General features: G+C 41.8%; 23 protein-coding genes and 1 other annotated feature. Of the genes, 12 read left to right on the top strand and 11 right to left on the bottom strand.

Features of this window, described 5'->3' with window-relative positions; all coding sequences use genetic code 11:
- Positions 1 to 21: 21 nt before the first annotated feature.
- The 3 genes from PSE60_RS12770 to PSE60_RS12760 form a co-directional block, all read right to left on the bottom strand.
- Positions 22 to 2,793: a secretin and TonB N-terminal domain-containing protein gene (locus PSE60_RS12770; RefSeq protein ID WP_272665641.1), complete on the bottom strand. Its 2,772-nt coding sequence runs from the start codon at positions 2,791 to 2,793 to the stop codon at positions 22 to 24.
- Positions 2,794 to 2,910: 117 nt separating this feature from the next.
- Entirely contained in the window at positions 2,911 to 3,897 is a 987-nt protein-coding gene (locus PSE60_RS12765; protein ID WP_272665640.1) for a FecR family protein, read from the bottom strand.
- On the bottom strand, positions 3,897 to 4,433 hold the full coding sequence (locus tag PSE60_RS12760; protein WP_096864546.1) for an RNA polymerase sigma factor: 537 nt from the start codon (positions 4,431 to 4,433) through the stop codon (positions 3,897 to 3,899). The genes PSE60_RS12765 and PSE60_RS12760 overlap by 1 nt, the downstream gene beginning before the upstream one ends.
- A 179-nt stretch (positions 4,434 to 4,612) precedes the next feature.
- On the opposite strand from PSE60_RS12760, the gene PSE60_RS12755 reads away from it, so the two are divergent.
- On the top strand, positions 4,613 to 5,395 hold the full coding sequence (locus tag PSE60_RS12755) for an energy transducer TonB (protein WP_210838162.1): 783 nt from the start codon (positions 4,613 to 4,615) through the stop codon (positions 5,393 to 5,395).
- A gap of 26 nt (positions 5,396 to 5,421) precedes the next feature.
- Here PSE60_RS12755 and PSE60_RS12750 read toward each other — a convergent pair whose 3' ends face one another.
- The gene (locus PSE60_RS12750) at positions 5,422 to 6,165 is read right to left on the bottom strand and encodes an AhpA/YtjB family protein (RefSeq protein ID WP_442959779.1); all 744 of its coding nucleotides are present in this window, start codon (positions 6,163 to 6,165) and stop codon (positions 5,422 to 5,424) included.
- A 222-nt stretch (positions 6,166 to 6,387) separates the two neighbouring features.
- Between PSE60_RS12750 and serB the strand changes: the two genes are divergently transcribed.
- The 3 genes from serB (at position 6,388) to nadR (ending at position 10,232) form a co-directional block, all read left to right on the top strand.
- Positions 6,388 to 7,365, top strand: a complete 978-nt coding sequence (gene serB / locus PSE60_RS12745) for a phosphoserine phosphatase (RefSeq protein WP_272665639.1) — start codon at positions 6,388 to 6,390, stop codon at positions 7,363 to 7,365.
- Between the two features lie 216 nt (positions 7,366 to 7,581).
- Complete coding sequence (gene radA / locus PSE60_RS12740; protein ID WP_004914753.1) at positions 7,582 to 8,967, top strand: DNA repair protein RadA; 1,386 nt, start codon at positions 7,582 to 7,584, stop codon at positions 8,965 to 8,967.
- A 29-nt stretch (positions 8,968 to 8,996) separates the two neighbouring features.
- Positions 8,997 to 10,232, top strand: a complete 1,236-nt coding sequence (nadR, locus tag PSE60_RS12735; RefSeq protein ID WP_210838172.1) for a multifunctional transcriptional regulator/nicotinamide-nucleotide adenylyltransferase/ribosylnicotinamide kinase NadR — start codon at positions 8,997 to 8,999, stop codon at positions 10,230 to 10,232.
- Between the two features lie 192 nt (positions 10,233 to 10,424).
- On the opposite strand, the gene ettA is transcribed toward nadR, so the two are convergent.
- On the bottom strand, positions 10,425 to 12,092 hold the full coding sequence (ettA, locus tag PSE60_RS12730) for an energy-dependent translational throttle protein EttA (protein WP_004914750.1): 1,668 nt from the start codon (positions 12,090 to 12,092) through the stop codon (positions 10,425 to 10,427).
- A 445-nt stretch (positions 12,093 to 12,537) separates the two neighbouring features.
- Here ettA and sltY point away from each other — a divergent pair, with 445 nt between their 5' ends.
- Both sltY and trpR read left to right on the top strand, forming a co-directional pair.
- Positions 12,538 to 14,451: a murein transglycosylase gene (gene sltY / locus PSE60_RS12725; RefSeq protein ID WP_272665638.1), complete on the top strand. Its 1,914-nt coding sequence runs from the start codon at positions 12,538 to 12,540 to the stop codon at positions 14,449 to 14,451.
- A 325-nt stretch (positions 14,452 to 14,776) separates the two neighbouring features.
- Positions 14,777 to 15,094 carry a trp operon repressor gene (gene trpR, locus PSE60_RS12720; protein WP_004914745.1) on the top strand — a complete coding sequence of 106 codons (318 nt, stop codon included), beginning with the start codon at positions 14,777 to 14,779 and terminating at the stop codon, positions 15,092 to 15,094.
- 240 nt (positions 15,095 to 15,334) lie between these two features.
- Here trpR and yjjX read toward each other — a convergent pair whose 3' ends face one another.
- Positions 15,335 to 15,871 (bottom strand): inosine/xanthosine triphosphatase, encoded by a 537-nt coding sequence (gene yjjX / locus PSE60_RS12715; RefSeq protein WP_004914743.1) that lies wholly within the window; start codon positions 15,869 to 15,871, stop codon positions 15,335 to 15,337.
- Between the two features lie 52 nt (positions 15,872 to 15,923).
- Between yjjX and gpmB the strand changes: the two genes are divergently transcribed.
- Positions 15,924 to 16,571 carry a 2,3-diphosphoglycerate-dependent phosphoglycerate mutase GpmB gene (gpmB, locus tag PSE60_RS12710; RefSeq protein ID WP_102138956.1) on the top strand — a complete coding sequence of 216 codons (648 nt, stop codon included), beginning with the start codon at positions 15,924 to 15,926 and terminating at the stop codon, positions 16,569 to 16,571.
- 43 nt (positions 16,572 to 16,614) lie between these two features.
- Here gpmB and robA read toward each other — a convergent pair whose 3' ends face one another.
- Positions 16,615 to 17,529, bottom strand: coding sequence for an MDR efflux pump AcrAB transcriptional activator RobA (robA, locus tag PSE60_RS12705; protein WP_004914738.1), 915 nt, complete (start codon positions 17,527 to 17,529; stop codon positions 16,615 to 16,617).
- A gap of 185 nt (positions 17,530 to 17,714) precedes the next feature.
- Here robA and creA point away from each other — a divergent pair, with 185 nt between their 5' ends.
- Positions 17,715 to 18,191: a protein CreA gene (gene creA, locus PSE60_RS12700; protein ID WP_004914737.1), complete on the top strand. Its 477-nt coding sequence runs from the start codon at positions 17,715 to 17,717 to the stop codon at positions 18,189 to 18,191.
- Between the two features lie 111 nt (positions 18,192 to 18,302).
- Here creA and arcA read toward each other — a convergent pair whose 3' ends face one another.
- Positions 18,303 to 19,019, bottom strand: coding sequence for a two-component system response regulator ArcA (gene arcA / locus PSE60_RS12695; protein WP_004905684.1), 717 nt, complete (start codon positions 19,017 to 19,019; stop codon positions 18,303 to 18,305).
- A 1,090-nt stretch (positions 19,020 to 20,109) separates the two neighbouring features.
- Between arcA and thrL the strand changes: the two genes are divergently transcribed.
- From thrL to thrC, 4 genes are all read left to right on the top strand, one after another.
- The gene (gene thrL / locus PSE60_RS20640; RefSeq protein WP_071548816.1) at positions 20,110 to 20,178 is read left to right on the top strand and encodes a thr operon leader peptide; all 69 of its coding nucleotides are present in this window, start codon (positions 20,110 to 20,112) and stop codon (positions 20,176 to 20,178) included.
- Positions 20,117 to 20,238: a sequence feature (Thr leader region), on the top strand. It overlaps the preceding gene by 62 nt.
- Positions 20,239 to 20,262: 24 nt before the next feature.
- Positions 20,263 to 22,722 (top strand): bifunctional aspartate kinase/homoserine dehydrogenase I, encoded by a 2,460-nt coding sequence (gene thrA, locus PSE60_RS12690; protein WP_272665637.1) that lies wholly within the window; start codon positions 20,263 to 20,265, stop codon positions 22,720 to 22,722.
- A 3-nt stretch (positions 22,723 to 22,725) separates the two neighbouring features.
- Complete coding sequence (thrB, locus tag PSE60_RS12685; protein WP_210840276.1) at positions 22,726 to 23,655, top strand: homoserine kinase; 930 nt, start codon at positions 22,726 to 22,728, stop codon at positions 23,653 to 23,655.
- 3 nt (positions 23,656 to 23,658) lie between these two features.
- The gene (gene thrC, locus PSE60_RS12680) at positions 23,659 to 24,954 is read left to right on the top strand and encodes a threonine synthase (protein ID WP_272665636.1); all 1,296 of its coding nucleotides are present in this window, start codon (positions 23,659 to 23,661) and stop codon (positions 24,952 to 24,954) included.
- A 126-nt stretch (positions 24,955 to 25,080) separates the two neighbouring features.
- Here the strand turns inward: thrC and PSE60_RS12675 are convergent, their stop codons facing one another.
- From PSE60_RS12675 to PSE60_RS12665, 3 genes are all read right to left on the bottom strand, one after another.
- A complete protein-coding gene (locus tag PSE60_RS12675; protein WP_272665635.1) occupies positions 25,081 to 25,725 on the bottom strand; it encodes a hypothetical protein in 645 nt (214 codons plus the stop codon).
- A 56-nt stretch (positions 25,726 to 25,781) separates the two neighbouring features.
- On the bottom strand, positions 25,782 to 26,000 hold the full coding sequence (locus PSE60_RS12670) for a hypothetical protein (protein ID WP_272665634.1): 219 nt from the start codon (positions 25,998 to 26,000) through the stop codon (positions 25,782 to 25,784).
- A 214-nt stretch (positions 26,001 to 26,214) separates the two neighbouring features.
- Complete coding sequence (locus PSE60_RS12665) at positions 26,215 to 26,682, bottom strand: hypothetical protein (RefSeq protein WP_272665633.1); 468 nt, start codon at positions 26,680 to 26,682, stop codon at positions 26,215 to 26,217.
- Positions 26,683 to 26,740: the final 58 nt, after the last annotated feature.

The following is a 26,740-nucleotide window of genomic DNA, read 5'->3' as shown; positions in this document are numbered from 1 at the left end:
ATTTCTCACATTGCTGGTGGATTACAGGTCGTAATTGACTTGTAACCAGAACTGACGGCCCGGGTCGTAGGACTTCAATACTCGGTCTTCAAAGACAAAGCGGTCAGCAACATTTTTATTGTTAAGGATATTGTTCACTTCGACTGAGAAGCCAAAACCGTGAGCGAATTCAGGTTTCCAGCCTAGGCGAGTATCCCACGTATATTTGCTGGCAAAGTTTTGTTTGGTGTACTTACGTAATTGACCAACTTCAGGGTCGCTATAGTAAGAATTATCATAGCGAACGGCTTGGTTACGGGCTCCCCACCATTGAAGGCGGTTATACCAAGTAACATCGTATTCATCCCATACACTAGTGATTTCGAGGTTGAGCTTAATTGGCGAGTTAAAACTGGTTGAAGGCAATTTTGACGCATCAATGACTTTACCGTCATACCAGACTTTGTTGAGATTAACTTTATTGGCCGGATCGTAAGCGCTATAGCCAGCATCTTTTGGTGTATTACTTTCACTTTGTTGCCAAGTGAATGAGGCATTCATGACATGAGAAGCTTCAGCCCATTCCCATGGTTGGCTATTTTTCACTGATAAGGTTACGGTATCGTGAGAACTGCGTCCGCCGTTATCAAAGGTGCGAATACTACGAGTACTAGGATCTCGTGGGTTATCGTATTTAGTGCGGTTTCTGACTTCGTCGTAGCCTTCACGATGCACATATTGTAAGCGCCATGTGGTAGAAAGAACTTCTTGTTGCAGTGCTAAAGTGAGTTCATCGTTATAGGGGGTTTTGAGCGAATCTAACCCTTCATAGTCTTTTTGATTATCCCAATTGTTATTGTCAGGGTTAAGTGAACACGCGAAATCTTTGCTATAACCCAAGCAGTTTTGCATACCATCGTTTTGTGCACCGTATAATGCATAAGTGAGCATTGAGCGGCCATAATAACGGTTAGCTCCCGCTATTAACTGGGTTGTGCCATCACCAAAGACATCGTAGGTTCCACTTAAACGTGGGGCGATATTTGTACGATTAACAAAATCATCACGATCCAAACGTACTCCAGGGCGTAGATTCAATTTGCCATATTGGATACTGTCATCAAGGAAGATGGCGTAATTAGTGTAATCCGCAGAGTAAGAGCCTTTTTTAAACCGAGTCACATTACTTAAGTAACCATCGTATAAATCATCATTAATGATGTCGCCAGTGTAGGTGTAACGGAAATAGTCTTGATCGCGAACGTAGGTACCTTTGGTGTAACTTGCTTCAGCGCCGAGTGTTGGTTGGTGTGTTAATCCAAGTGCATCCTCTTGGGAATTAAAACGCATCACGGTTTTTAGCCCGTGGTTTTTTTGCTTGGATTCTAAGTCGCCAAGACCGCCGCTATTGCGTTCAATCATGTTCCAATTGTCGTCGAATGCCCTGATCGTTAGGGAATATTTTTGGTCATTCTTTCGGTCATCTTTTAAATCTTGTGTATTGGCAGTAACTTCCAATTGACCTAAATCTAGCTGGTGTTTGAATACAGCGGTAAAACCTAACCCATTGTGGGTTGAATCATAGCCCGAGTTGCTGATTGAAGACGAAAAAAGGCGGCTATCGTAATTGGCGTAATTAGCCGATAAATCTAACGAGCTCTTATCGGATAGATCCAATGAATATTTTAAAAAGTAATTATCTGAGGTACGGCGCTGATTTTTCTTACCTGAATCAGAGGTGATCGGCTCGACTTGGTTATTTTCCAGTACAAAGGCTTCCCCTCCCGTCACTGTCATCGGAATAGTCGAACTACGACGTGAGGCAGAGAATACGAGCCCTGAATTTTCACTCACCCCTAATTCAAACCAGCCACCAAAGTCATTTTTATCGTAGCGGTTTTGGAAACGCGCAGGGTTAGCCGTATCATTTTTAGTGGTATCAATACCTTGGGTAGAATCATGGAACAGGTTATTCCAACCGGAGCGAGTTAAGCGGTAATAGGCATGGGCGCTATTTTCCCCTTGCCAGCGACGGCTATTGACTTCAACAGTTCCCCCTGTAAACCCACCAAATTCGACAGGAATATTATTGTCATACACTGTCATGCTGTCGATCAGGCGGCTATCGATGTAGATCCCTTGGTCGCTACTGCTCAGACGGGTCGATGTTTCGCCGAGACCACTATCTGCGGGGTCAAAATCATTATTAAAACTAACACCATCAAGGCGGTATGCATTTTGGTAGCTGCTTGAGCCGTGGATTGAAATGCGGGAAGGCTTGATTTCCCCTTGGTTCATCGAGTTACTGTCATTGTTTGCAAATTGGACAGCAGGGTTAGTTTTCATTAAATCGGTGATATTGCCATCACCGGTATTTTTCTGGCTAATCTCTTCAGACGTCACATATTGTGGTGCAGACATAACATCTGTTGCGGGGTGATTCTGAACAACGCCAGAGACTTGAGTTTCCGGTAATACCAATGTGCCTTGGCTTAAATTTTGCTGACGAATAACGAAAACACCATTTTCATTGACTAACTCTAAGCCGCTACCGATGAGTATTTTTTGTAATGCGGTTTGTGCGGAGTAGTTGCCAGACAAGGCAGGGGCGCGTAAGCCATTTAACTGACCTTTATCATAAATCAATTGGATTTGCCCTTGGCGGCTAATTTCAGCAACGGATTTATCCAGTGATTGTTCTGGTAGTGAAAATGCGAGTTCTTGTGCTGATGCAGACTGACAAACAATGGCGCTACTCACTGCAATAGCAAGGGCGAGCGGCCTTAATCGGCTTTGAGTAAACTGAATAGACATGGTTATCCCTTATTCTTAAGCTGCACAAAAAGCGTGCGAAAATAGGTCAGCAAAATGATGACTAGTTAAGAAGAGGGTGAAATGAGAATTATCCTCACCTGCAAATGAAAATATTTTTTATTTATTTTTTTTGTTTTGGATAATCAATACGTTATTTTTATCGCGATAGACGACTTGTACCGGAAGTAATGAAGGAAGGGCCTGAAAAAACTGTTCTGGCTGATGGGTATTGATGCGACCTGAGATTTTACTCTTCGCTAATTGAGCGGGAGAAAGCTCGATATTTATCGATGAGTAGTTTTTAAGTTCGTCGAGGACTTCTGAAAGTGGTTTATCAACAAAAACAAACTCACCAAAACGCCAACGAGCCACATCTAGCGGGTTGATGTGTTGGCGAGCGATTGGGCTGTTCGGCGACTGACTGACTGTACTGTCACCAGCAAGTAGGAAAACGGGTTGTTTGCTTGCGGCATCTTCAAAGCTGACAATGCCTTGGCTGACATTCACAGCAACTTGCTGAGCCACTTTGTTAACTTCAAATTCGGTTCCTACCACTTGAATTCGCCGGTTATCAGCTTGAACAACAAAAGGGCGATAAGGGTTGGATTTGACTTTAAAGTAAACATTCCCCTGTTCTAGGTACAGGTTACGCACTGGAGTTTCATAGGCGACATGAATACGGGTATTGCGGTTAAGAAACAGCTGGGAACCATCGGGCAATGTGACTTCTTTAGGCGTATCCGTTGCCACTAACGTCATATTATTGAGTAACATCGCAGGCAAGTGGCTGTAAGGCAAAAACAAAATAGCTGAAATAAAAAATGCCGCTAAGGTATTGCCCAAAGGGCGCCATAAGCGAAAAAAAGGGCGTTTTTCTTTCGGAAGTATTGTGCTAGCAGGGCGCGGCATATCATCAAAATCACGCCATAGCTCAGCAATGGCATCATACGCTTTTGCATGTTCAGGTGATGCTGCAACCCATTGTTTGAATTGCTCAGTTTCAAGGGCATTAATGCGTTGGCTATGCATGCGGGTAAACCACAGCGCGGCTTCTTCATCAATGCGGCTTTCATCATCTGATGTTTGCAAAGAGTCGTGTGTCATTACGAATTATTGCCCTGATTATCAAGGTGTTTTTTACAGTGAACAAGTGCTGCTGCAATATGTTTTTCCACCATACTGATTGAAATTTCCATTCGCTCAGCAATCTCACTTTGAGATAAGCCATCAAAACGATACAGCAAAAATGCTTCTCGTCGACGGGGGGGTAACGTTTCAAGTGCTTCGCTCAGCCGTTGGATCCGTTGCTGATGTTCCAAGATTTCACTAGGATCAGCTTGGCTCTGTTCAAAATGTGGCTCATGAGTAACGTCATCAATGGATGTCTCTGATTTAGTTTGGCGTTGGTTACGTCGCCAATGGTCAATCAAAACATGATTCGCAATTTTAAACAGATAAGCGCGGCTCTCTTTTACAGGTGTTTGTTCTTTACGGTTTAGCCATAGTGTAAACACATCCTGTGATAAATCATCAGCATCATTGCTGTTATCTAGCCGATTGCGGAAAAAGCGCACAAGTTGGCTATATGTTGACTGATACGCACCGCTAATTTTACGGGCAAGAGATTTATCAATAGTCATTTTACTGGTGTTAATGTCATAAAAGAGCACAGTTGTGCTGATTAATAATCTGCTCAGATTACTTTATTATTTAAATCAATAAGTTATTTTAATAATTATGTTTTTACTAATAATAATGAATATCATTTTTGTTTGTATTATGCCTATAATCTGCAAAAAATAAAGTCGTGAGGCAGAATATGAGCAGTATGACGGGTCAGTTAGAGCGCCCGATTTTCCGTCCACTAGGCGGTTTGGTTTTAAGTTGTCTTTTCCATGGAACACTGGCAATCATTTTTATCGGATGGTTTACCTCTTCAATTCCTAAGACTGGGGTATTACCACCCGCTATCTCGTTGCAGCTGGGTGTTTATCAGCTTGAACAGCAGGCTGAGCCTGAAATCAATCATGCCCCTAAACAACAAATGACGACACGTGAGGAATCATTGCCTGAAGTTGTTGAAAAGGTGGATAAATTACCTGAAACTGCGATCGTAGATAATGGCACATTGACGAAAGTCAGTGAGAAAAAACGACCACCGAAAAAGAAAATTCCACAAGAGAAAAAAGTCATCGAAGAAGCACCTGTTACCATGCAGGAGTCGACGGTAACTTCCGCCCCTGCATCAGGGAGCGAATCCAGTAGTAGTGCGAATTTTTCCAGTAATGCGTCTGCGGCAGTGAGTGGGCACCAAGGTTGGCAAAGTGAGGTTCATCAGCGGATAGCCAAAACCAAACGCTATCCACGTGCAGCACTGCGTTTCCGCTCAACTGGGGTCTCTCATATTCGTGTGGTTTTGGACAAGAAAGGTGAGGTTATTGCTGCCAGTTTATTGAATTCATCCGGTACGAAAATACTGGATAAAGAAGCATTGGCAACCATTTCACGTGCTGCGCCTTTTCCTGTGCCACCAGAGACATTACTAGTCGATGGCCGGGTCGAGTTTATTGCGCCAATCGTGTTCGACACAACCTCTATTTAAATTCAACTCAATAGCCCTTTTTAGGGCTATTTATCAGATGAGTTTGGCTTATTTTTTGGGGCAGGCCGTTTAGGGCGATAAGGTCGAGGTTCTTTCTTTCGTTTCAAACGTGCTGGCTTAGCAGCTGGTGTCCCTTTGTTCTCTTGCTTGCCATCTTCATTACTGTTGTCATCTCCATTATCATCTTGATTTTCCTCTGTATTAACGACAAGTGGAGGCGCTTGCTTGTGGCCTTTCTTTTTCTTTAAACGCAGTAATGTATTCGCTAAAACGAAACCAATACACAAAGAAAGTAGAATAAAAATTCGTAATACATTGGTACTGTTATCTGCTTGTTGAATTTCGGCTGAAAGGAGCTCTGTATCAATCGTCAAGCGTAAATAGCCTTTTGGCTCTTTTGTACCTTGGATGGGAACAACAAGCTGGTATTGAAAGTTTTGTAGTGATGAGCTGTCATCTATGGCGAGCCGTTCTTTTACCGTGGTAGGCTCTCCGACTTGAGTGACCAATGTGCCGCTAGCGGTATAAATACTGGCATCTAAAATATACCTATCTTTCACCACGTTATTTAAATTGGCATTAATGCGCTCTAAGTTAAAATCTTTACTGCCTGGAACAATATAATCAGATAAGCTGAAGGCGACTTGTTCAGCAAGAACATAAGTCAATTGTTTAAATTGCTCAATTCTGCCTTGGTTTTGGCTATTTCCTAAATAAGAAATACCATGCATCAGTAAGGTTACCAGCGCAACGCAGATAACGATAATCACTGTTTTGTGGAGCCTAAAGGTAAGTTTCATTGCTTTATTGGTGCTCTCGACTTATTTTGAGTATAAAAATGTCGTTATACTTCAGGTAGTATGGGATTATCTTCAGTTTTAGCAGTAAACACATAAGGTCACAAAGCCTTAAAATTGAGTATAGTGGCTTCGTTCGGCTGCTCGCAACTTATCATTATAAAAAAGTTTTTTCGATTACAGGAGCTAATTTTCATGTCAACGAGTTTGACCTATTGTTATCTACCCGACGAAATCCAAAAATGGCCGGGGTTGCCATTGTCGTTAAGTGGTGAAGAAGTGATGCCATTGGATTATCGTGCAGGTGACAGTGGGTGGTTACTATATGGCCGCGGCTTAGATAAAGCGCGGATCAGTAATTTCCAACAGCGATTAGGGATCGCTATCGTAATTGTCTCCTCGTGGCGTATTGATGACTACCAAGTGGTCAGAATTGCCGGGAGTATTACACCTCGAATTAAAAAACTCGCTGACGAATGTTTATTAGATGTGGTGCCATTAGGGCAAATACCACGTTTGCGTTCACCGGGCCTATTACTGATGGATATGGACTCGACAGCCATTCAGATTGAATGTATCGATGAAATTGCCCGCTTAGCAGGGGTGGGAGAGCAGGTTGCAGAAGTGACTGAGCGAGCCATGCTAGGGGAACTCGATTTTACGGAAAGTTTACGAGCAAGAGTTAGCTTACTTGAAGGCGCTGATGCCGCTATTCTTGCCCAAGTGATGGAAACATTGCCTTTAATGCCGGGCTTAACGAACCTCGTACGTAAGTTACAAGCGATGAATTGGCACATTGCGATAGCATCTGGTGGCTTTACTTTCTTTGCTAATAACTTGCAACAGCGTTTGAAACTTGTGGCGGCGGTTGCTAATCAACTTGAAGTCAAAAATGGCAAGTTAACGGGCAAAGTTAAAGGCCCAATTGTAGATGCGAAATATAAAGCGCAAACCTTGGTTAAATTGGCTGAAAAACTGGAAATTCCAATTGAGCAAACTGTTGCCATCGGTGACGGCGCAAATGACCTGAAGATGATCCGTAAAGCGGGGCTGGGTATTGCGTATCATGCGAAACCAAAGGTGTATGCAAGGGCGAAGGTCGCTATTCGTCATGCAGATCTGATGGGGGTGATGTGTGTGTTGAGCGGGGGCCTCAAACACGAAGAACGCTAAATATTCTTCATATTTCGTGCTGTGGCGGTGTTGGCCGCACTTAATCACCCTAGTCACATACTGATGTATGCTCCTAGAGCTTAGCTTTACTTGCCGCCTTGCTACAACACCATCCATTTAGAATATTAAGCTAAATTAGTATTCAAAATTTTAAGAAAATTTAGTGTGCTGTGGTTCGTCGGTTGTAATACAGAATAATTTTAAGAGGAGTTTGCTGTGGCAAAAGGGGTTAAAAGAGCGTTTGTCTGTAATGATTGCGGGGCAGATTATCCACGTTGGCAAGGGCAATGCAGTGCGTGCCATGCATGGAATACCATTACGGAAGTGCGTCTGGCCTCAACAAGCTCTTCATCGCGTACTGACCGATTAACGGGCTATGCAGGAAATGCGGCTGGGGTCAGTAAGGTTCAGAAATTATCTGAAATCAGCCTCGAAGAACTGCCTCGTTTTACTACAGGGTTTAAAGAGTTTGACCGTGTGCTCGGTGGCGGAGTCGTACCTGGTAGCGCCATCCTCATTGGAGGGAACCCGGGAGCGGGTAAAAGTACCTTATTGCTACAAACCATGTGCTTGTTATCGCGTGAAATGAAAACCTTGTATGTGACAGGGGAAGAGTCTCTTCAACAAGTGGCGATGCGAGCCCACCGTTTAGGGCTACCGACTGACTCACTCAATATGTTGTCAGAAACCAGTATTGAGCAAATTTGCTTAACTGCGGAGCAAGAACAGCCCAAACTGATGGTGATTGACTCTATCCAAGTGATGCATATGGCCGATATTCAATCATCACCGGGTAGCGTGGCACAAGTGAGGGAAACCGCGGCTTATCTTACCCGTTTTGCGAAAACGCGCGGAGTGGCCATCATTATGGTCGGTCATGTCACCAAAGATGGCTCATTGGCAGGGCCAAAAGTCCTCGAACATTGTATTGACTGCTCTATTATGCTAGATGGTGATGCGGATAACCGTTTCCGTACCTTACGTAGCCATAAGAACCGTTTCGGGGCGGTCAATGAATTAGGCGTGTTTGCCATGACAGAACAAGGGCTCAAAGAAGTGAGTAACCCCTCAGCAATCTTCTTAAGCCGTGGTGATGAAATCACATCAGGTAGCTCGGTAATGGTAGTTTGGGAGGGGACAAGACCGCTGCTGGTGGAAATCCAAGCGCTCGTTGACCATTCTATGATGTCGAATCCACGGCGTGTTGCGGTCGGGCTTGAACAAAACCGTTTAGCCATTTTATTGGCCGTATTACACCGCCACGGCGGTTTACAAATGTCAGACCAAGACGTTTTTGTTAACGTCGTGGGAGGCGTTAAAGTCACAGAAACTAGTGCTGACTTAGCATTGTTGCTTTCCCTCGTTTCCAGTTTCCGTGACCGCCCATTACCTCGCGATCTGGTGGTATTTGGTGAAGTTGGGCTCGCAGGGGAAATTCGTCCAGTTCCAAGTGGGCAAGAACGTATCTCTGAAGCAGCAAAACATGGTTTTAAACGCGCTATCGTGCCTCATGCGAATATGCCCAAAAAATCACCACCCGACATGAAAGTGTATGGTGTGAAGAAATTAGCAGACGCATTAAGTATTTTGGATGAGTTATAAGCTTTTAATTTAGGGTAAAAGGAAAATACATGGCTGAATTTGACTATCTTAAAAACGCAATTAAACGGGCGGGTTACACACTCCAGCAAGTTGCGGATGCGACAGATATGACCAAAGGCTATCTCAGCCAGTTGATTAACGACAAAATTAAAAGCCCCAGCGCACAAAAGATTGCCGCCCTTCATCGCTTTTTAGGTCTTGAATACCCCAACCAACAAAAAACGATTGGGGTAGTGTTCGGCAAATTTTATCCATTACATACTGGGCATATTTATTTGATTCAACGGGCGTGCAGCCAAGTGGATGAACTTCACGTTATTCTCTGCCATGATGAGCCCCGTGATAAGGACTTGTTTGTTAACAGTTCTATGTCTCAACAGCCCACAGTAAGTGACCGTTTACGGTGGTTATTACAAACCTTTAAATATCAAAAAAATATTCATATTCACTCATTTGATGAAAATGGCATAGAGCCGTATCCACACGGTTGGGAAGTGTGGAGTGACGGAATGAAAGGCTTTTTGAAAAAGCATAATATTAACCCAAGTTTTATTTATTCAGGGGAAGCGAATGACGCTCCGCGCTATAAAAAATACTTAGGTATCGAAACTATTTTGATTGACCCTGAACGTACGTTTATGAATATTAGCGGTAACCAAATTCGCCAAGCGCCGTTTCGTTATTGGGAATATATCCCAACGGAAGTCAAACCCTTCTTTGTGCGTAAAGTCGCCATTCTTGGTGGGGAGTCAAGTGGTAAATCGACGTTAGTCAATAAGTTAGCGAATATTTTCAATACATCCAGCGCATGGGAATATGGCCGTGATTATGTGTTTAGCCACTTAGGTGGTGATGAGATGGCTTTGCAATATTCTGACTACGACAAAATTGCATTAGGGCATGCGCAGTACATTGATTTCGCAGTGAAATATGCAAATAAAGTCGCATTTATTGATACCGACTTTGTCACGACTCAAGCCTTTTGTTTGCGCTATGAAGGCAAAGAGCATCCATTTGTTCAGGCATTGATAGACGAATACCGATTCGATTTGGTAATAGTTTTAGAGAATAACACCCCTTGGGTGGCAGATGGTTTAAGAAGCTTGGGGAGCGATAAGGACCGAAAAGCTTTCCAAGACTTATTGATTGAAATGCTTAAGAAAAACAATATTGAATTTGTACGTGTGGAATCCTCTGATTACGATACGCGTTTCTTAGAGTGTGTCACCCTCGTTCAGCAGTTATTGATGCTAGATGATTTATAAAATTATCCAATAAAAACGGCATCATTAGGTGCCATTTTTATTTTACTACACTCTATTACGCTATCTATCCCTTAAATAATTTGGATTATAGGTAGGCGGCAAGGGAGTGAGTCCCTAGGAGCATACATTAGTATGTGACTAGGGCTCACGAGCGCAGCCAACACCGCTATAATCCGAAATTATGACAGGGATTTATTTGGTCATACGCTTATACTTCATCCGATGCGGCTGCAGTGCTTCCGCGCCTAACGTCCGTTTTTTGTAATCTTCATATTCAGAGAAGTTACCTTCGAAGAACGTAATATTACCTTCGTCTTGGTAATCAATAATATGAGTTGCAATACGGTCAAGGAACCAACGGTCATGGGAAATAACCATGGCGCAGCCCGGGAATTCTAACAGGGCGTTTTCCAACGCACGTAAAGTTTCTACGTCGAGGTCGTTGGTTGGTTCATCGAGTAACAGTACGTTACCGCCCACTTGCAGTAGTTTAGCTAAGTGTAAACGGCCGCGTTCACCACCTGATAACTCACCAACGCGTTTACCTTGATCAACGCCTTTAAAGTTAAAGCGGCCCACATAGGCACGGCTTGGAATTTCAAAGTTACCAATACGCATGATATCTTGGCCGTTAGAAATTTCTTCCCAGACAGTTTTGCTGTCATCCATCGCATCACGGAACTGGTCAACAGAAGCAATTTTTACGGTATCACCTAACGTGATTGAGCCTGAATCCGGTTGCTCTTGGCCTGAAATCATACGGAACAGGGTGGATTTACCCGCACCGTTAGGGCCGATAATCCCGACTATTGCCCCTTTTGGAATTGAAAAATTCAGGTTATCAATCAGAACGCGGTCACCATAAGATTTACTTAGGTTTTCAACCTCGATAACTTTATCCCCTAAACGCGGTCCAGGTGGAATAAACAGTTCGCTAGTTTCGTTACGTTTTTGATATTCAACGCTATTGAGTTCTTCAAAGCGAGCCAAACGCGCTTTACCTTTAGCTTGACGGCCTTTTGGATTTTGGCGGATCCACTCAAGTTCTTTCTCGATAGACTTACGGCGAGCGGCTTCTGTAGAGGCTTCTTGTGCCAAACGCTCATCTTTTTGCTCAAGCCAAGAAGAGTAGTTACCTTCCCAAGGAATACCTTCACCACGGTCAAGTTCGAGGATCCAACCCGCAACGTTATCTAAGAAGTAACGGTCATGCGTGATAGCCACAACAGTCCCTTCGTAGTCGTGTAAGAAACGCTCTAACCAAGCAACAGACTCAGCATCTAAGTGGTTGGTTGGCTCATCGAGCAGTAGCATATCGGGTTTTTCGAGCAGTAAGCGGCAAATTGCCACACGACGGCGTTCACCCCCAGAGAGGTTTTCAATTTTAGCATCCCAAGCTGGCAGGCGAAGTGCATCCGCCGCACGCTCTAATTGGTTATCTAAATTATGACCATCTTGCGCTGAAATAATCGCTTCTAACTCGCCTTGCTCTTTCGCGAGTTTATCGAAGTCTGCACCTTCTTCCGCATAAGCCGCATAAACTTCGTCTAAACGAGTTAATGCATTTTTCACTTCGCTAACCGCTTCTTCAACGGCTTCACGGACAGTATGCTCAAGATTTAACTTAGGTTCTTGCGGAAGATAACCGATTTTCAAACCAGGTTGTGGGCGTGCTTCACCTTCGATATCGGTATCAATACCCGCCATAATACGCAGTAATGTTGATTTACCTGCACCATTAAGACCTAAAACACCGATCTTAGCCCCCGGAAAGAAGCTCAGAGAGATATTTTTTAAAATATGACGTTTCGGTGGAACAATTTTTCCAACCCGATACATACTATAAACGTATTGAGCCAATTTATTTACCTTTTGATTTATAAAGGGAATTTTAATTTTCTGTTTCTATGCAGTAGGAATACATGACCTACTGCGATTGGATAAACAACAATAAATATTTTGGTATGAACTATACCTGATTGCGTATGTGATGGTCTAGGCTATCTGCGTTAACTCGAGAGTAAAAACCTAATAAATATAAAGTAAAAGACTGTAAAGTCGAAAAATTCAAGAACTCTCCGCTGTTACTAAATAAAAACTTTCGGTAGCATTAACATTATTGATATATGTTTAATATACGTGTAATCCTTCAAGTTGTAGCGCTAGGCTAGTCGAGCCACATAGTTTATCTATGCTCTCCGTCTATCTTCGCTTGTCGCCTACCTGCAACTCGAATTATTTGGGGTATATATAGGTTAAGGTTTTCCTGTATTTTGACTTTAGTTTAGCGATGGAGCGAGTGAATATGAAAGGTTGGTTATCGGCAGTACCTGTAACAATGTTGCTGGTTTCCAGCACTGTATGGGCGGATTCCTTACAGGCACAGCGGGAGCGTTATCAAGCAATTAAGGTTGCATGGGATGCCAATAAAATGGATGAAGTCGAGCGCTTGCTACCGACCTTGCATGATTATCCACTTTACCCTTATCTCGCTTATCGTGAGCTAACTCAAGACTTAGATATTGTATCACCTCGCCAAGTTCAGGAGTTTATTAATACTTACCCGACACTACCCGTTGCTAAAAATTTAAAAACTCGATTTGTGAATGAGTTAGCTCGTCGTCAAGAGTGGAAATCATTGCTGGAGTTTAGCCCTGAAGCTCCTAAACCCGCAGAAGCACAATGTAATTTTTATTTTGCTAATTGGGCTGTGGGAAATAAACAAGTTGCTTGGCAAGGGGCAGAAAAAGCCTGGCTAAATGGCCGTTCAATGCCGAGTGCTTGTGATAAGTTATTTAATGAATGGGAAAAAGCGGGTTATTTAACCCCTGAAATGACTCTTGAGCGCATTAATTTAGCCATAAAAGAGGGCAATACCTCGATTGCGAGTTATTTAGCTAAACGCTTGCCACCAAGTTATAAAACGATTGGTGATGCGTTAGTGAAATTACAAAATGACCCGGCCTCAGTCGTGACATTCGCCAAAACGATGACGCCAACGGATTTTACTCGCCAAGCCACCATCGCGGCTTTTAGTCGTTATGCACGTCAATCTCCTGATGCGGCTCGTACGGTACTTAATAGCATAAGTTCTGCACAAAAAATGAACATGGCAGAAAAGCAATTACTTAAAGACAGTATTGCTTGGCAATATATGGGAGATGTGACCCCTGAGCAGGCCCAATGGCGTGATGAGACCATTCAAGAAAGCAATTCATCTTCATTGAAAGAGCGTCGTGTTCGTTTGGCATTAGGGGCTGGCGATAAGAAAGGTGTCGCTTCATGGTTAAATCGCTTACCAGCGGAAGTGAAAAATAAAGAAGAATGGCAATATTGGCAGGCTATCACGTTAATTGATGCAGGTAAAAAAGCAGAAGGTGAGGCGTTACTTCGCCAATTAACAGAAAAACGCGGTTTCTACCCAATGGTTGCAGCACAGGTCTTAGAAGTTGATTACCCTGTGTATGTTAAAGCGGCGGTTAAGCCAGACTCAAGTGTCAGTCAACTCCCAGAAGTTCAGCGTGTTAGAGAGTTAATGTATTGGGAGCTAGACAACCTTGCTCGTTCGGAATGGGTGAGTTTAGTGGCATCGCTACCTGCCAACCAGCAAGAGCAATTAGCGCGTTATGCGTTTGATAATCAGTGGGCTGATCTCAGCGTGCAGGCGACTATCACCGCTAAACTTTGGGATCACCTAGAAGAACGTTTCCCATTAGCGTGGGATAAAGAATTCAATTTATATACCAAATCGAAAGATATTCAAAAGAGCTATGCAATGGCAATCGCTCGCCAAGAAAGTGCGTGGAATCCACAAGCTCGTTCACCTGTCGGAGCAACAGGTTTGATGCAATTGATGCCAGCAACAGCAAAACATACCGCGCAAAAACAAGGTATTAACTACGTAAATGCTAGTCAATTAACTAATCCCACGACCAATATTGAGCTGGGAACAGCATATCTGGAAGATGTTTATCAGCAGTTTGGTAATAACCGCATTTTAGCTAGTGCAGCTTATAATGCAGGCCCATCTCGTGTGACTCGTTGGTTAGGCAATAGTGGTGGGCGTATTGATGCAGTCGCATTTGTGGAAAGTATCCCGTTCTCAGAAACTCGCGGCTATGTGAAAAACGTGTTGTCATATGACTTATTCTATCGGCACTTTATGGGGCAGAAAAATAGTAAGGTGCTGCTTTCTAATGAGTGGAATATGAAATACTAATTCGCGTCATCCTTCGCACTGTAGCGGTGTTGGCTGCACTCGCTAGCCCTAGTCACATACTTATGTATGCTCCTAGGGCCTAGCTCTTTTGCCGCCTTGCTACAGCACGAATGCTTTAGCGTGTTGGTGGGTATGGGAAATGTTTATTTCTAACTTTCCACATCGGTCGATTAGATATTATTCAAACTATCTAAAGCGTTATTAGCTAACTAAATGAAATTTGGTTATTTTTTGTATTATTGAAGCTTGAAAAGCGTTTGGTTGATGATTTCTAATAAGAGTGTGTTATTATTTGTACTAGTTAAATAGTATGAGTGGATAAACGATGACAGCAAATCAACACCAAGATCCGGCTCTAACAGCCGATGAGAACGCTGACTGGCTGCGCTTTGTGAATTTATTACAATTGGCATTTGAACAAGATATTCATTTGCCAGTTCTTCAGTTATTACTCACGCCAGATGAGCGTACAGCGTTAGCGACTCGCGTTAAAATTGTGCAAGAACTGATGCGCGGCGAAATGAGCCAAAGAGAACTGAAAAATGAGCTCGGCGTGGGAATTGCGACTATCACTCGAGGTTCGAATAGTTTGAAATCAGCGCCTATTCCTGTGAAGGAGTGGTTGGAGCAACAACTCCTCTAAAATATTCGTCATACTTCGTACTGTGACGTTGTTGACTGCTCTCGGCTACTCGGGTCACATACTTATGTATGCTCCCCGAGCTATCCTCGTTGGTCGCCTAGTCATAGCACGAATTATTTAGAATATAAATACGCGTCATATTTCAAATAAATAGACACAAAAAAAGTATGGTTTCCCATACTTTAGTGTGAAAAGAGTGGTGTTTAATCGCACATGCAATTTTAATTATTTTAAGTATAATTAATCTTCTACTTGGTTTAGCTCTTTATAAATTTCATGCTTAATGGGAACCAAGGCCAATATCAAGGCTTGTTGGTAAACACTGGTGCGAGTTAATACCCCGTCAGTGAAAAAACCAATGGCACCACCTTGTTGTTTGATATTATCGATGCCTGTTAAAAAGGCCATTTCATCACCGAGTTCACGGCCTTCACGAATACCCGCCAGAATTTTTTCTGGGATCATAATACTGGCAGAGCGAGATTCACCGCGTATTTGCTTATGCTCAATCACTATCCAAGCAAATGTCATATCGTCTTCGATACCCGCTTCAATACCAACCCAAAAATCCGCTTCAGGGCGAACTTGTCGAGAGGCCATGACGCGCTGTCTAGCCCCAGTACGGGTTTCATTATTACCGATAGGTTGCTGTGGAACGCTGCTATCGACATTAATATCTTCAATTTGATAACTGCCAGCCCCAAAAACAGCATCGAAAGCAAGATGGATCGCTTTAATTTTGGCAGGATTAGTCGTTGCAGCTATAACTTGGTACATTAATTATTTTCCTTTGAACACATACTTCGAAAAGTAATAACGGAACACATCTATGTTACAGGTTTATCTTGTTCGCCATGGCGAAACTGAATGGAATTTAGCTCGTCGCATCCAGGGACAATCCGATAGCCCTCTGACCGCCACTGGACGACTGCAAGCAAGGCAGGTGGCTGAGAGGATAAAGTCAGAAGGCATTACCCATATTATCACTAGTGATATGGGACGCACACTGGAAACTGCACAAATAATTGCAAGTGTATGCGGGTGTGAAATTACCACAGAACCGCGTCTACGTGAACTAAATATGGGCGTTCTTGAACAAAGAGCAATAGAGTCGTTAACGCCAGAGGAAGAACAGTGGCGTAAAAGCTTAATTGATGGCACTCGTGGAGGACGAATTCCAGAGGGTGAATCGATGGAGGAGCTATATACACGCATGTTTGCAGCACTAAATAGTTGTTTAGATTTGCCTGAAGGGAGTCGCCCACTGATTGTTAGTCATGGCATTGCGTTAAGTACGTTAATTAGCCGTATTATGGGGGTTCCTGCCTATTCAGAACGTCGCTTACGTTTACGTAATTGTTCACTATCTCGTGTTGATTACCAAAACAGCCCATGGTTAGCGAATGGCTGGATAGTTGAAACAGCTGGTGAGGTGACACACTTGTCGCAGCCTGCTCTCGATGAACAGCAAGGTTAACGATTTAGAAAAAGGAGTTTCAACAAACTGAAACTCCTCTACTTTAAGGTGTTGCGGTCGAACCTGTTTTGATTGGGACATAATAATCAAAGGTATCGATATGTGTTTTTGGGTCATCATTTTCTGGGGTGATATGACGTAAATCGATATTTTTTAATCGATAATGTTCGATGTCATAACCAGGACGACGCGTTAAATTCAGCTTAGGCAGATATACACCATAAATTTGGTATAAAAACTCTTGTAATGCATCTCGAGTTGGTGTGCCGTTGAACGAAAATTTAACATAATGACCACTTGGCAACGTTAAACTTGTGTATTGGTCAGTGTTAAAACTTGCATCTTCGGGTCTTACCGCAGTGGTATAAAACACCGTTTGTTCATCTTCTTTTTCTGGATTATGAATGGCATGGTGCAAGCCAAAAACTTCTGACGCAATAGTCGTCGTATTATCCAAATAGTAGTGCCAAAATGTCTGGCGCATTTGCGAACAGGCCGTTGACCACTCTTCTAACGCATAAGAACAACTTTGTTCCAAGCCAACCAGCTCTTGCGCTGGCATTTGCAAGAATTCATGTTCAATATTCGTGTGATTATCTAAAATAATCGGTGGGCAAATTCCTGCTGCACACCATTCTTCACTTCGGCGGTAAAAAGCAGGGGTTAGGTTAAATTGCTTTTTAAAGGCTCGAGTAAAAGTTTGTTGCGAATCAAAACGATACTGTAACGCAATATCAAGAATTGGTCGGCTGGTTAGCCGCAATGCCACAGCTGCACGAGAAAGCCTTCTGGCTCGAATATAAGCACCAATCGCTTGGTCAGTCACCTCTTTGAACATTCGTTGTAAATGCCATTTAGAGTAGCCAGCTTTTGCTGCAACATTATCCAGTGAGAGTGGTTTGTCTAGGTTGTCATCTATCCAGCGAAGCAAGTCGCGAATAATATTAGTTTGATCCATGTATATCCCCAGCCAATGCGACTTATAGAACAGATATAATCTATCAATGAATTGCTATTCTATATCAAGTTATCTTTTTCGTTTATAGTAAATGAGTTGTATTTGATAATTAGTTAAGAAAGTGAATAATAAGTCTCGTTTTACTACGAAGTTTTACCGATTTTTAGTTGAATAGGGAATTCAGTATGCGTCGTTCCAGATTAAAAAATATCGTACTTGCAGCATTATTATCAGTGTTGCCGGGCATCACATTTGCTGAAGAAATTGGTTCAGTCGATACTGTTTTTAAAATTTTCGGCCCTGACCATAAAATTGTCGTTGAAGCATTTGATGACCCCGATGTTGAGAATGTGACTTGTTATTTAAGCCGTTCAAAAACAGGGGGAATCAAAGGTGGCTTAGGTTTAGCAGAAGATACTTCTGATGCTGCAATTTCATGCCAGCAAGTTGGGCCGATTGAGTTAAATGACCGTGTCAAACGCAAACCAACGAAAGGGCAGGTTGTTTTTCAAAAACGAACATCTTTAGTTTTCAAGAAATTGCAAGTTGTACGCTTTTACGATCCAAAACGTAATGCATTAATTTATTTGACTTATTCAGATAAGATGATCGATGGTTCACCAAAGAATGCGCTAAGTGCAGTACCGATTATGCCTTGGTGATCACAAAAACAGTTGAGCCGCTATACTCGCAATAAAAATCACTCGCAAATAAAAAATCCGTTGCCCGAAAGACAACGGATTTCGATAACTAGTAAATAATTAGCTTTCTAATTATTCGTCTAAGTCACCACAGAAACGATAGCCTTCACCGTGGATGGTAGCGATAATTTCTGGTGTGTCAGGTGTCGATTCAAAATGTTTACGAATACGACGGATCGTGACGTCAACAGTTCTGTCGTGTGGTTTTAATTCACGGCCAGTCATTTTTTTCAGCAGGTCTGCACGAGTCTGAATTTTTCCTGGGTTTTCACAGAAATGCAGCATCGCACGGAATTCACTACGGGGTAATTTGTAGTGCTCACCCGCAGGGCTGACTAATGAACGGCTGTTGATGTCTAATTCCCAACCATTAAACTTATAGCTTTCCACTAAACGACGCTCTTCCGTACCACCCGCTAAATTCATTGTACGGGACAGTAAATTGCGTGCACGAATAGTCAGTTCGCGTGGGTTAAATGGTTTAGTGATATAGTCATCAGCACCAATTTCAAGGCCAAGGATTTTATCGACTTCGTTATCACGTCCTGTTAGGAACATTAACGCAATGCTTTCTTGCTCACGAAGTTCACGAGCAAGTAATAAACCGTTTTTACCTGGTAAATTAATATCCATGATGACTAAATTGATGTCGTGCTCAGAGAGAACGTTATTCATCTCTTCGCCATCAGTTGCCTCATGAACCACATAGCCTTCCGCTTCAAAGATGCTTTTAAGCGTATTGCGTGTGACAATTTCATCTTCAACAATCAAAATGTGTGGGGTCTGCATAGTTGCTACCTAAAGTATTAAAATAAAAATACTGAACTCACAAGCCGTTTCCAGTTAGGTGGTTATTGATATTGTTCTCTGGAAAAAAACGTTTATGAGTATAAATTTGTTATGAAATTCAACAGTGACATTATGTTGCCATTTTAGGCAAAAGACTTTAACTGCAAGTCAAAATATAAGCACTTTCCCAATATTGTACTGTTAACAGCAATATAACAGCTAATACTGCATTTACCACCTAAAAAACTAACTTTTGTTGATACATATCAAAATCAATTGTAGCACGTTAACAAAAATTGTTAGGTAGATAATTATATAAATTAATGCGGTGTTTAGGAATCAGATAGCGTCTAAAAAAGGGGAGTAGTTGATGCATAGGGTATGCTTCGGCTTGGTATCAATGAATATAGTCTTCAATGAGTTAAATATACCATTATAAATAATGTTTAATTTGTGACTTACCTCCAATTTTGAAATGTTATTTTGCTACAGAAAAAGGTTAAAAATTTATCTTGCTAGAGATAACGGAGTGTAAATATTTAATTTGTAATTTTTTGTTTCATTTAGTTAGGAGAAATACTTATTTTGTTTTGATGTGACTGTATTTTAACAATTCCATAGCATTTGTTTATAATTTAAACGAATGAAAAAATCATAAAATTAAGTATCAATACTTACTTGTGTAATCTGTTGTCATTGGTGCTCATGTATTGATGAACATGGGGTAAATGATAAAAAATATAGCTGCTAAATGCATCGATTAAGTGGGTCATTGTTGTTCATTTTTTCATTTTGATTTTCTTCACAAGAAATCGCTAAAAGCTATCTGCCTTGTCTATTTAATAGACAATTTCATTTCTTATTAGGTAAAAAATTATTTAACTTAAAATTTAAGTTTTTTTGGTTTTTAACACCATTATTGGGGTGATAGGTATCTTTTTGTGAATGTGTTTTTCGCGCTGATAGATAATTTATCAAATAAAAAAAGAGTTTTAAAAGGGATGTTTTGCAAATAAATTTGACAAAATATACCAATTGCTTTAACCGTATAGGGAGAAACTTAAAAGAATCTAAGAGACAGACAGAATCTATGCGTAATATCAGCCTGACTATTATTATTACCACCACCACCGTAACCACAGGAAACGGGGCGGGCTGACGCATCCAAAAAATAAAAATGAAAAAGCCCGCATACTTAACCGATGCGGGCTTTTTTTTGGTGTTAATTCAGGAGAGAAATACCATGCGTGTGCTTAAATTTGGCGGTACTTCGGTTGCAAATGACGAACGAGTACTGAATGTTGCTGACATCGCTGAAAGTAAACTAGCAGATGGACAAGTGGCTTTGGTGTTATCCGCGCCAGCAAAAATCACTAACCATCTGGTTGCTATGATTGAAAAAACGGTTGCAGGACAAGATGTCATCACGCATGTTAATGATGCTGAAATGATTTTTGCTAACCTTTTAAAAGGATTAAAAGAAAAACAACCCGGTTTTGAGTATGACCGATTAAAAAAACTGACAGAGCAAGAATTCGCACAAATCAAACAAGTACTGCATGGTATTACTCTTCTCGGACAATGTCCGGACAGCATTAACGCAGCAATTATCTGCCGTGGTGAGAAACTTTCTATCGCCATTATGGAGTCGGTGCTAAAAGCACGCGGCCGTAATGTGACTGTAATTAACCCAGTAGAGAGCTTACTCGCGAAAGGCCATTACCTTGAGTCTACCGTTGATATAAATGAGTCAACAAAACGAATTGCTGATTTAAATATACCGAAAGATCATTTTGTCTTAATGGCGGGCTTCACCGCAGGTAATGACAAAGGTGAATTAGTGGTATTAGGTCGTAATGGGTCTGATTATTCAGCTGCAGTTTTAGCGGCATGCTTACGGGCTGATTGTTGTGAAATCTGGACTGATGTTGATGGGGTTTATACTTGTGACCCGCGTTTAGTACCCGATGCACGTCTGTTGAAAGGTATGTCATATCAGGAGGCTATGGAGTTATCCTACTTTGGTGCCAAAGTTCTCCACCCCCGCACCATCGCCCCAATTGCTCAATTCCAAATCCCTTGCCTGATAAAAAATACCACTAACTTAAGCGCTCCGGGGACTTTAATTGGTGATGGCCAAACTGACGATAGCACACCAGTGAAAGGGATCACCAACCTGAATAACATGGCGATGATTAACGTATCTGGCCCCGGTATGAAGGGAATGGTGGGTATGGCTGCACGCATTTTTTCAGTCATGTCTCGTAAAGGGATCTCGGTCGTCCTGATCACACAGTCTTCATCAGAATATAGTATTAGCTTTTGTGTCCCGCAAAATGAATTAGTGAGAGCACGTGCCGCACTGGAAGAAGAGTTTTACCTAGAGCTGAAAGATGGCGTACTTGATCCTCTGGATGTGATGGAGCAGTTGGCGATTATTTCAGTTGTGGGTGACGGTATGCGCACGCTGAAAGGCATTTCAGCGCGTTTCTTCTCCGCTTTAACTCGCGGTAACATTAACATTGTCGCTATCGCACAGGGGTCTTCCGAACGCTCTATTTCCGCCGTTATTGCCAATGAGTCTGCGACAACAGCGGTACGCTTATGTCACCAAATGCTATTTAATGCTGAACAGGTTATTGAAGCCTTTATCATTGGTGTTGGTGGCGTTGGTAATGCATTAATTGAGCAAATTCATCGCCAGCAACAATGGTTAAAACAAAAGCATATTGATTTACGTGTATGTGGTATTGCTAATTCACGGGCAATGTTAACGGATATGCAAGGGATTGATTTAGATAACTGGAAAGCGGAGCTAGCGGAAGCGAAAGAGCCATTTAGTTTAAGCCGTTTAATTCGCTTAGAGCGTGAATACCATTTCTTGAACCCTGTCATTATTGACTGTACATCAAATCAGGAAATTGCAGAGCAGTATGTCAATTTCTTGAAAGATGGTTTTAATGTGGTCACACCGAATAAAAAAGCCAATACTTTGTCGATGGATTACTACCATCAGTTACGTGTAGCAAGTGAAACATCGAAACGTAAATTCCTCTATGACACTAACGTAGGCGCGGGCTTGCCGGTTATTGAGAACCTGCAAAATTTATTGAATGCAGGAGATGAACTGGTTCATTTCAGCGGAATTTTATCCGGTTCTTTATCATTCATCTTTGGTAAGTTAGACGAAGGCATGTCTTTATCCGAAGCTACAACACTCGCTAAAGAAAAAGGTTTTACGGAACCAGACCCTCGTGATGATTTATCCGGTATGGATGTGGCGCGTAAATTATTAATTTTAGCGCGTGAAGCGGGTTATAATTTAGAATTGCAAGATATTGAAATTGAACCTGTTTTACCTGTTGATTTTGATAGCAATGGTTCTGTTCCTGAGTTTATGGCACGTTTACCACAACTGGATGCACAATTTGCACAGCGCATAAAAGCCGCAGAAGCGGAAGAAAAAGTGTTACGCTATGTTGGGCTGATTGAAGAAGGGCGCTGCCAAGTGAAAATCGTTGCCGTAGATGGCAATGACCCACTCTTCAAGGTTAAAAATGGTGAAAATGCACTGGCTTTCTATACACGCTATTACCAACCAATTCCTTTAGTATTAAGAGGTTATGGCGCAGGTAATGATGTTACTGCGGCTGGTGTATTTGCGGATATGCTGCGCACCCTTTCATGGAAATTGGGAGTTTAATAAGTGATTAAAGTTTATGCACCGGCTTCAATTGGTAATGTGAGCGTCGGGTTTGATGTCCTAGGGGCAGCAGTTTCACCTGCAGACGGTTCATTATTAGGTGATTGTGTAACAGTTGAAGCGGCGGATACTTTTTCCCTGACGAATCAAGGAAAATTCGTTGCTAAGCTGCCGAAAAAAAATGAACATAATATTGTTTACCAATGTTGGCAGCTGTTTTGTGAGCGTCTTGGTCAGCCATTAAATGTTGCGATGACGCTTGAAAAAAATATGCCAATTGGTTCAGGGCTTGGTTCTAGTGCCTGCTCTGTTGTCGCCGCATTGATGGCGCTAAACGAATTTGCAGAGAAACCATTTGATGATACCCAACTGCTTGGCATGATGGGGGAATTGGAAGGGCGTATTTCTGGTAGTGTGCATTACGATAACGTTGCACCGTGTTTTTTAGGCGGCTTACAACTGATTATCGAGCAAAATGGTATTATTTCACAGCCTGTACCTGCATTTGAAAATTGGTATTGGGTAATGGCCTATCCAGGAATTAAAGTATCAACCGCGGAAGCGCGTGCAATCCTGCCTGATAGCTACCCACGTCACGACATTGTAAACCATGGTCGATACTTATCAGGGTTCATTCATGCATGTCATACAAACCAGCCGTTACTTGCAGCAACGATGATCCAAGATGTTGTTGCTGAGCCTTATCGTACACAACTATTACCGGGTTTTGCGGCAGCACGCCAGAATGCAAAAGAAATAGGTGCATTGGCGTGTGGTATCTCTGGCTCAGGGCCAACACTGTTTGCTATTTGTGATGAGAAACATATCGCTGAAAACATGGCGAGCTACTTGCAACAACATTATATTCAGAATGATGAAGGCTTTGTGCATATCTGCCGTTTGGATCTGGCCGGGGCAAGGACAATAGGGTAAATAATGAAACTGTATAATTTAAAAGATAACAATGAACAAGTAAGTTTTGCGCAAGCGGTTAAGCAAGGGTTAGGGAAGCAACAAGGCCTATTCTTTCCCCAAGATCTGCCTGAATTTAGTGCGGCTGAAATCGACGAATTATTAAAATTAGATTTTGTCACACGTAGCAGCCGTATTTTAAGTGCTTTTATTGGTGATGAAATTCCATCAGAAGAGCTAGCAGCGAGAGTTAAAGCCGCATTTGCTTTCCCTGCGCCAGTTTCTAAAGTTGAAGATGATGTCGCAACGTTGGAGCTATATCATGGGCCAACGCTCGCATTTAAAGACTTCGGTGGCCGCTTTATGGCTCAGGCGTTAGGTCAAGTTGCTGGTGAGCAACCTGTGACCATTTTGACGGCAACTTCAGGGGATACCGGAGCGGCAGTTGCTCACGCATTCTATCGTCTTAATAACGTGCAAGTTGTTATTCTCTATCCAGAAGGGAAAATCAGTCCACTGCAAGAAAAACTTTTTTGTACACTGGGTGAAAATATTCATACGGTTGCGATTAAAGATGACTTCGATGCGTGTCAGGCATTAGTGAAACAGTCATTTGATGATGAAGAGTTGAAAAAGGCGCTGTACTTAAACTCAGCGAACTCGATCAATATCAGTCGCTTACTTGCACAGATCTGCTATTACTTTGAAGCGGTTGCACAGATCCCAGCAGAAAAACGCGATCAACTAGTGATCTCGGTTCCGAGTGGGAACTTTGGGGATCTTACTGCAGGTTTATTAGCTAAATCATTGGGTTTACCTGTCAAACGCTTTATTGCAGCAACTAACGTAAATGATACTGTGCCGCGTTACCTTGTTGATGGGCAATGGAAACCAAAGCAAACTGTGGCTACATTATCGAATGCTATGGATGTTAGTCAGCCGAACAACTGGCCTCGTATTGAGGAGTTATTCCGCCGTAAAGGTTGGTCGCTTGATGAGCTGGGTTATGGTGCAGTAAGTGACGAAGTAACTAAAGAAACCGTTCGTGAATTAGATAAAAAAGGATATTTATCTGAGCCACACGCGGCAGTTGCTTATCGTGTGCTGCGTGACCAGTTACAAGAAGGCGAATACGGGCTATTTTTAGGCACGGCACACCCGGCTAAATTTAAAGAAAGTGTTGAAGAGATCCTAAATAAGGCTATACCGTTACCAAAAGAGTTAGCGGAGCGTGCGGAGTTACCGCTACTTTCGCACTTTTTACCGTCTGACTTTACCCAATTACGCACATTTTTAATGAAATTAGCACCTAAACAATAAAGAATACGTGGATACGAAAAACGGAAGCAGAAGCTTCCGTTTTTAATGATAAGACCATTTTTTGTTAAGGTAATTATATGGTTTCATATTGCCACATCACTTATTCACAGCTAATGAATTTGCCTATTAGAGTGTACTAATGCCGTCGAGGCCATCTCTACCACCATCTGAACCACCACGTCCCCCTTTACCACCTTGGCTGCCATTACCACCATTACCGCCATTTCCACCTCCGGAACCATTTCCGCCATTGCCTCCATTCCCCCCATTACCGCCGTGTCCTCCATTCCCACCATTGCCATTCATGGTGCCGTTACCTCCATTTCCTCCATTGCCCACACCATCGCCATTTCCCCCATGGCCACCATCACCACCAGTAACGCTACCATTTCCGCCATTACCTCCATTACCGTTACTTCCTACCTCTGCATCCCCACCATCGCTACCATTGCCATTATTTGAACCTGTTCCGCCATTCCCCCCATTCTGCCCATCACCACCTTGTCCAGCTTGGCCACCTAGACCACCTTGACCATGACTTCCATCTTGGCCATGGTTTCCGTTTTGCCCATGGCTTGCAAAGCTAGAAATTTTAGAAAAATAATATTGGCCATTTAGTATTGAACATATTTTATTATTAATTTCATTAATATTGAGTTCATTTTTTAATAAGCATTTAGATGGGGTATTAAATAAGGAATGGGAATAACTTGAGATGGAATAAGAACTAATTAATAACAGAATAAATGAAGTGCAAACCTTATGATTCATATATTTCTCCTTTCCCCCTCCAAAAAGAAGGGGGATGAATTTAGTATTGAGATAAATTAATGCCCATTACCGCCGTTACCACCATGACCTCCGTTACCGCCATTACCACCATTACCGCCGTTACCACCATTACCTCCGTTGCCACCATTGCCGCCATTATGTAAGTGTAATGAGTATTCAATAGAAGAAATCGATAATAATTTAGATTCAAAAGAAGTTGCTGATGCTAATATTGGAAATAGCAACGATGCAATAATAATAGATGTTTTATACATAAAAAACCTCATTGAAAAGTTTAAATGAATGTGAACTGCAAGTGAATTGTAATTCACAGATTCGAATAATCAATAAAGGATCTATTTATTTAGATAATAAAAAATGTAATAGGGTGAATCATTATAATAATCTTTAAACTTACTATAATGATTTTCTGATTAAAATAGACTTTGGTTTTATTTAATTAAACTAAATAATTTTATTTAAAATTAATTAGTTGTTATCTTTTACTATTTTCATAATTTCATTTTGAATTGGTGCCGAAGAGCTATTTTTATTGAAGCTTAGCATAGTAATAGCCTTCTCATTTTCATTCATATCGGAAAATAATTTAGTTGTTTTTACTACCGATTTTTTATAGTTAGGTGATTGATTTTGATGGCGGCTGATCATATTCAGCATTGCTGGAGATGTATTGTTTTGAGTAAAATTCAATGCAGTAGCAGCTTGAGTATGTTCATCTAATTGAAGGAATGACTGAGGTGAGTTAATTATATTATTAACCGAAATACCCGCTTGCTTCAAATGGTTATTAATCGATTTTAGATTGGAATAAGAGGTATTATTTTCAGTGAAACTGAGAGCAGTTGCTGCATTATAATGAATTTCTTTTTCTGTTTGAGCTGCTGTTACATGTGTTGTTACAGCAGAAATTGCTAAAGCAAAAATAATTTTTTTCATTGTGAACCCTTATTAAGTTAAATAATTTATCTTATAACTATAATAAGGCTTTCTTTCT

Source organism: Providencia sp. PROV174, assembly GCF_028480685.1.
GTDB lineage: Bacteria > Pseudomonadota > Gammaproteobacteria > Enterobacterales > Enterobacteriaceae > Providencia > Providencia rettgeri.
This window is presented reverse-complemented; position numbering and strand designations above follow the sequence as displayed.

What these genes read in the sequence shown, in the direction of transcription:
- PSE60_RS12670 (WP_272665634.1), bottom strand. Translation starts at nt 26,000, where the DNA reads ATGTATAAAACATCTATTATTATTGCATCGTTGCTATTTCCAATATTA.
- trpR (WP_004914745.1), top strand. Translation starts at nt 14,777, where the DNA reads ATGACAGCAAATCAACACCAAGATCCGGCTCTAACAGCCGATGAGAAC.
- PSE60_RS12760 (WP_096864546.1), bottom strand. Translation starts at nt 4,433, where the DNA reads ATGACTATTGATAAATCTCTTGCCCGTAAAATTAGCGGTGCGTATCAG.
- PSE60_RS12765 (WP_272665640.1), bottom strand. Translation starts at nt 3,897, where the DNA reads ATGACACACGACTCTTTGCAAACATCAGATGATGAAAGCCGCATTGAT.
- robA (WP_004914738.1), bottom strand. Translation starts at nt 17,529, where the DNA reads ATGGATCAAACTAATATTATTCGCGACTTGCTTCGCTGGATAGATGAC.
- nadR (WP_210838172.1), top strand. Translation starts at nt 8,997, where the DNA reads ATGGCTGAATTTGACTATCTTAAAAACGCAATTAAACGGGCGGGTTAC.
- thrA (WP_272665637.1), top strand. Translation starts at nt 20,263, where the DNA reads ATGCGTGTGCTTAAATTTGGCGGTACTTCGGTTGCAAATGACGAACGA.
- serB (WP_272665639.1), top strand. Translation starts at nt 6,388, where the DNA reads ATGTCAACGAGTTTGACCTATTGTTATCTACCCGACGAAATCCAAAAA.
- sltY (WP_272665638.1), top strand. Translation starts at nt 12,538, where the DNA reads ATGAAAGGTTGGTTATCGGCAGTACCTGTAACAATGTTGCTGGTTTCC.
- PSE60_RS12770 (WP_272665641.1), bottom strand. Translation starts at nt 2,793, where the DNA reads ATGTCTATTCAGTTTACTCAAAGCCGATTAAGGCCGCTCGCCCTTGCT.
- PSE60_RS12675 (WP_272665635.1), bottom strand. Translation starts at nt 25,725, where the DNA reads ATGAATCATAAGGTTTGCACTTCATTTATTCTGTTATTAATTAGTTCT.
- yjjX (WP_004914743.1), bottom strand. Translation starts at nt 15,871, where the DNA reads ATGTACCAAGTTATAGCTGCAACGACTAATCCTGCCAAAATTAAAGCG.
- creA (WP_004914737.1), top strand. Translation starts at nt 17,715, where the DNA reads ATGCGTCGTTCCAGATTAAAAAATATCGTACTTGCAGCATTATTATCA.
- thrC (WP_272665636.1), top strand. Translation starts at nt 23,659, where the DNA reads ATGAAACTGTATAATTTAAAAGATAACAATGAACAAGTAAGTTTTGCG.
- gpmB (WP_102138956.1), top strand. Translation starts at nt 15,924, where the DNA reads ATGTTACAGGTTTATCTTGTTCGCCATGGCGAAACTGAATGGAATTTA.
- PSE60_RS12665 (WP_272665633.1), bottom strand. Translation starts at nt 26,682, where the DNA reads ATGAAAAAAATTATTTTTGCTTTAGCAATTTCTGCTGTAACAACACAT.
- PSE60_RS12755 (WP_210838162.1), top strand. Translation starts at nt 4,613, where the DNA reads ATGAGCAGTATGACGGGTCAGTTAGAGCGCCCGATTTTCCGTCCACTA.
- arcA (WP_004905684.1), bottom strand. Translation starts at nt 19,019, where the DNA reads ATGCAGACCCCACACATTTTGATTGTTGAAGATGAAATTGTCACACGC.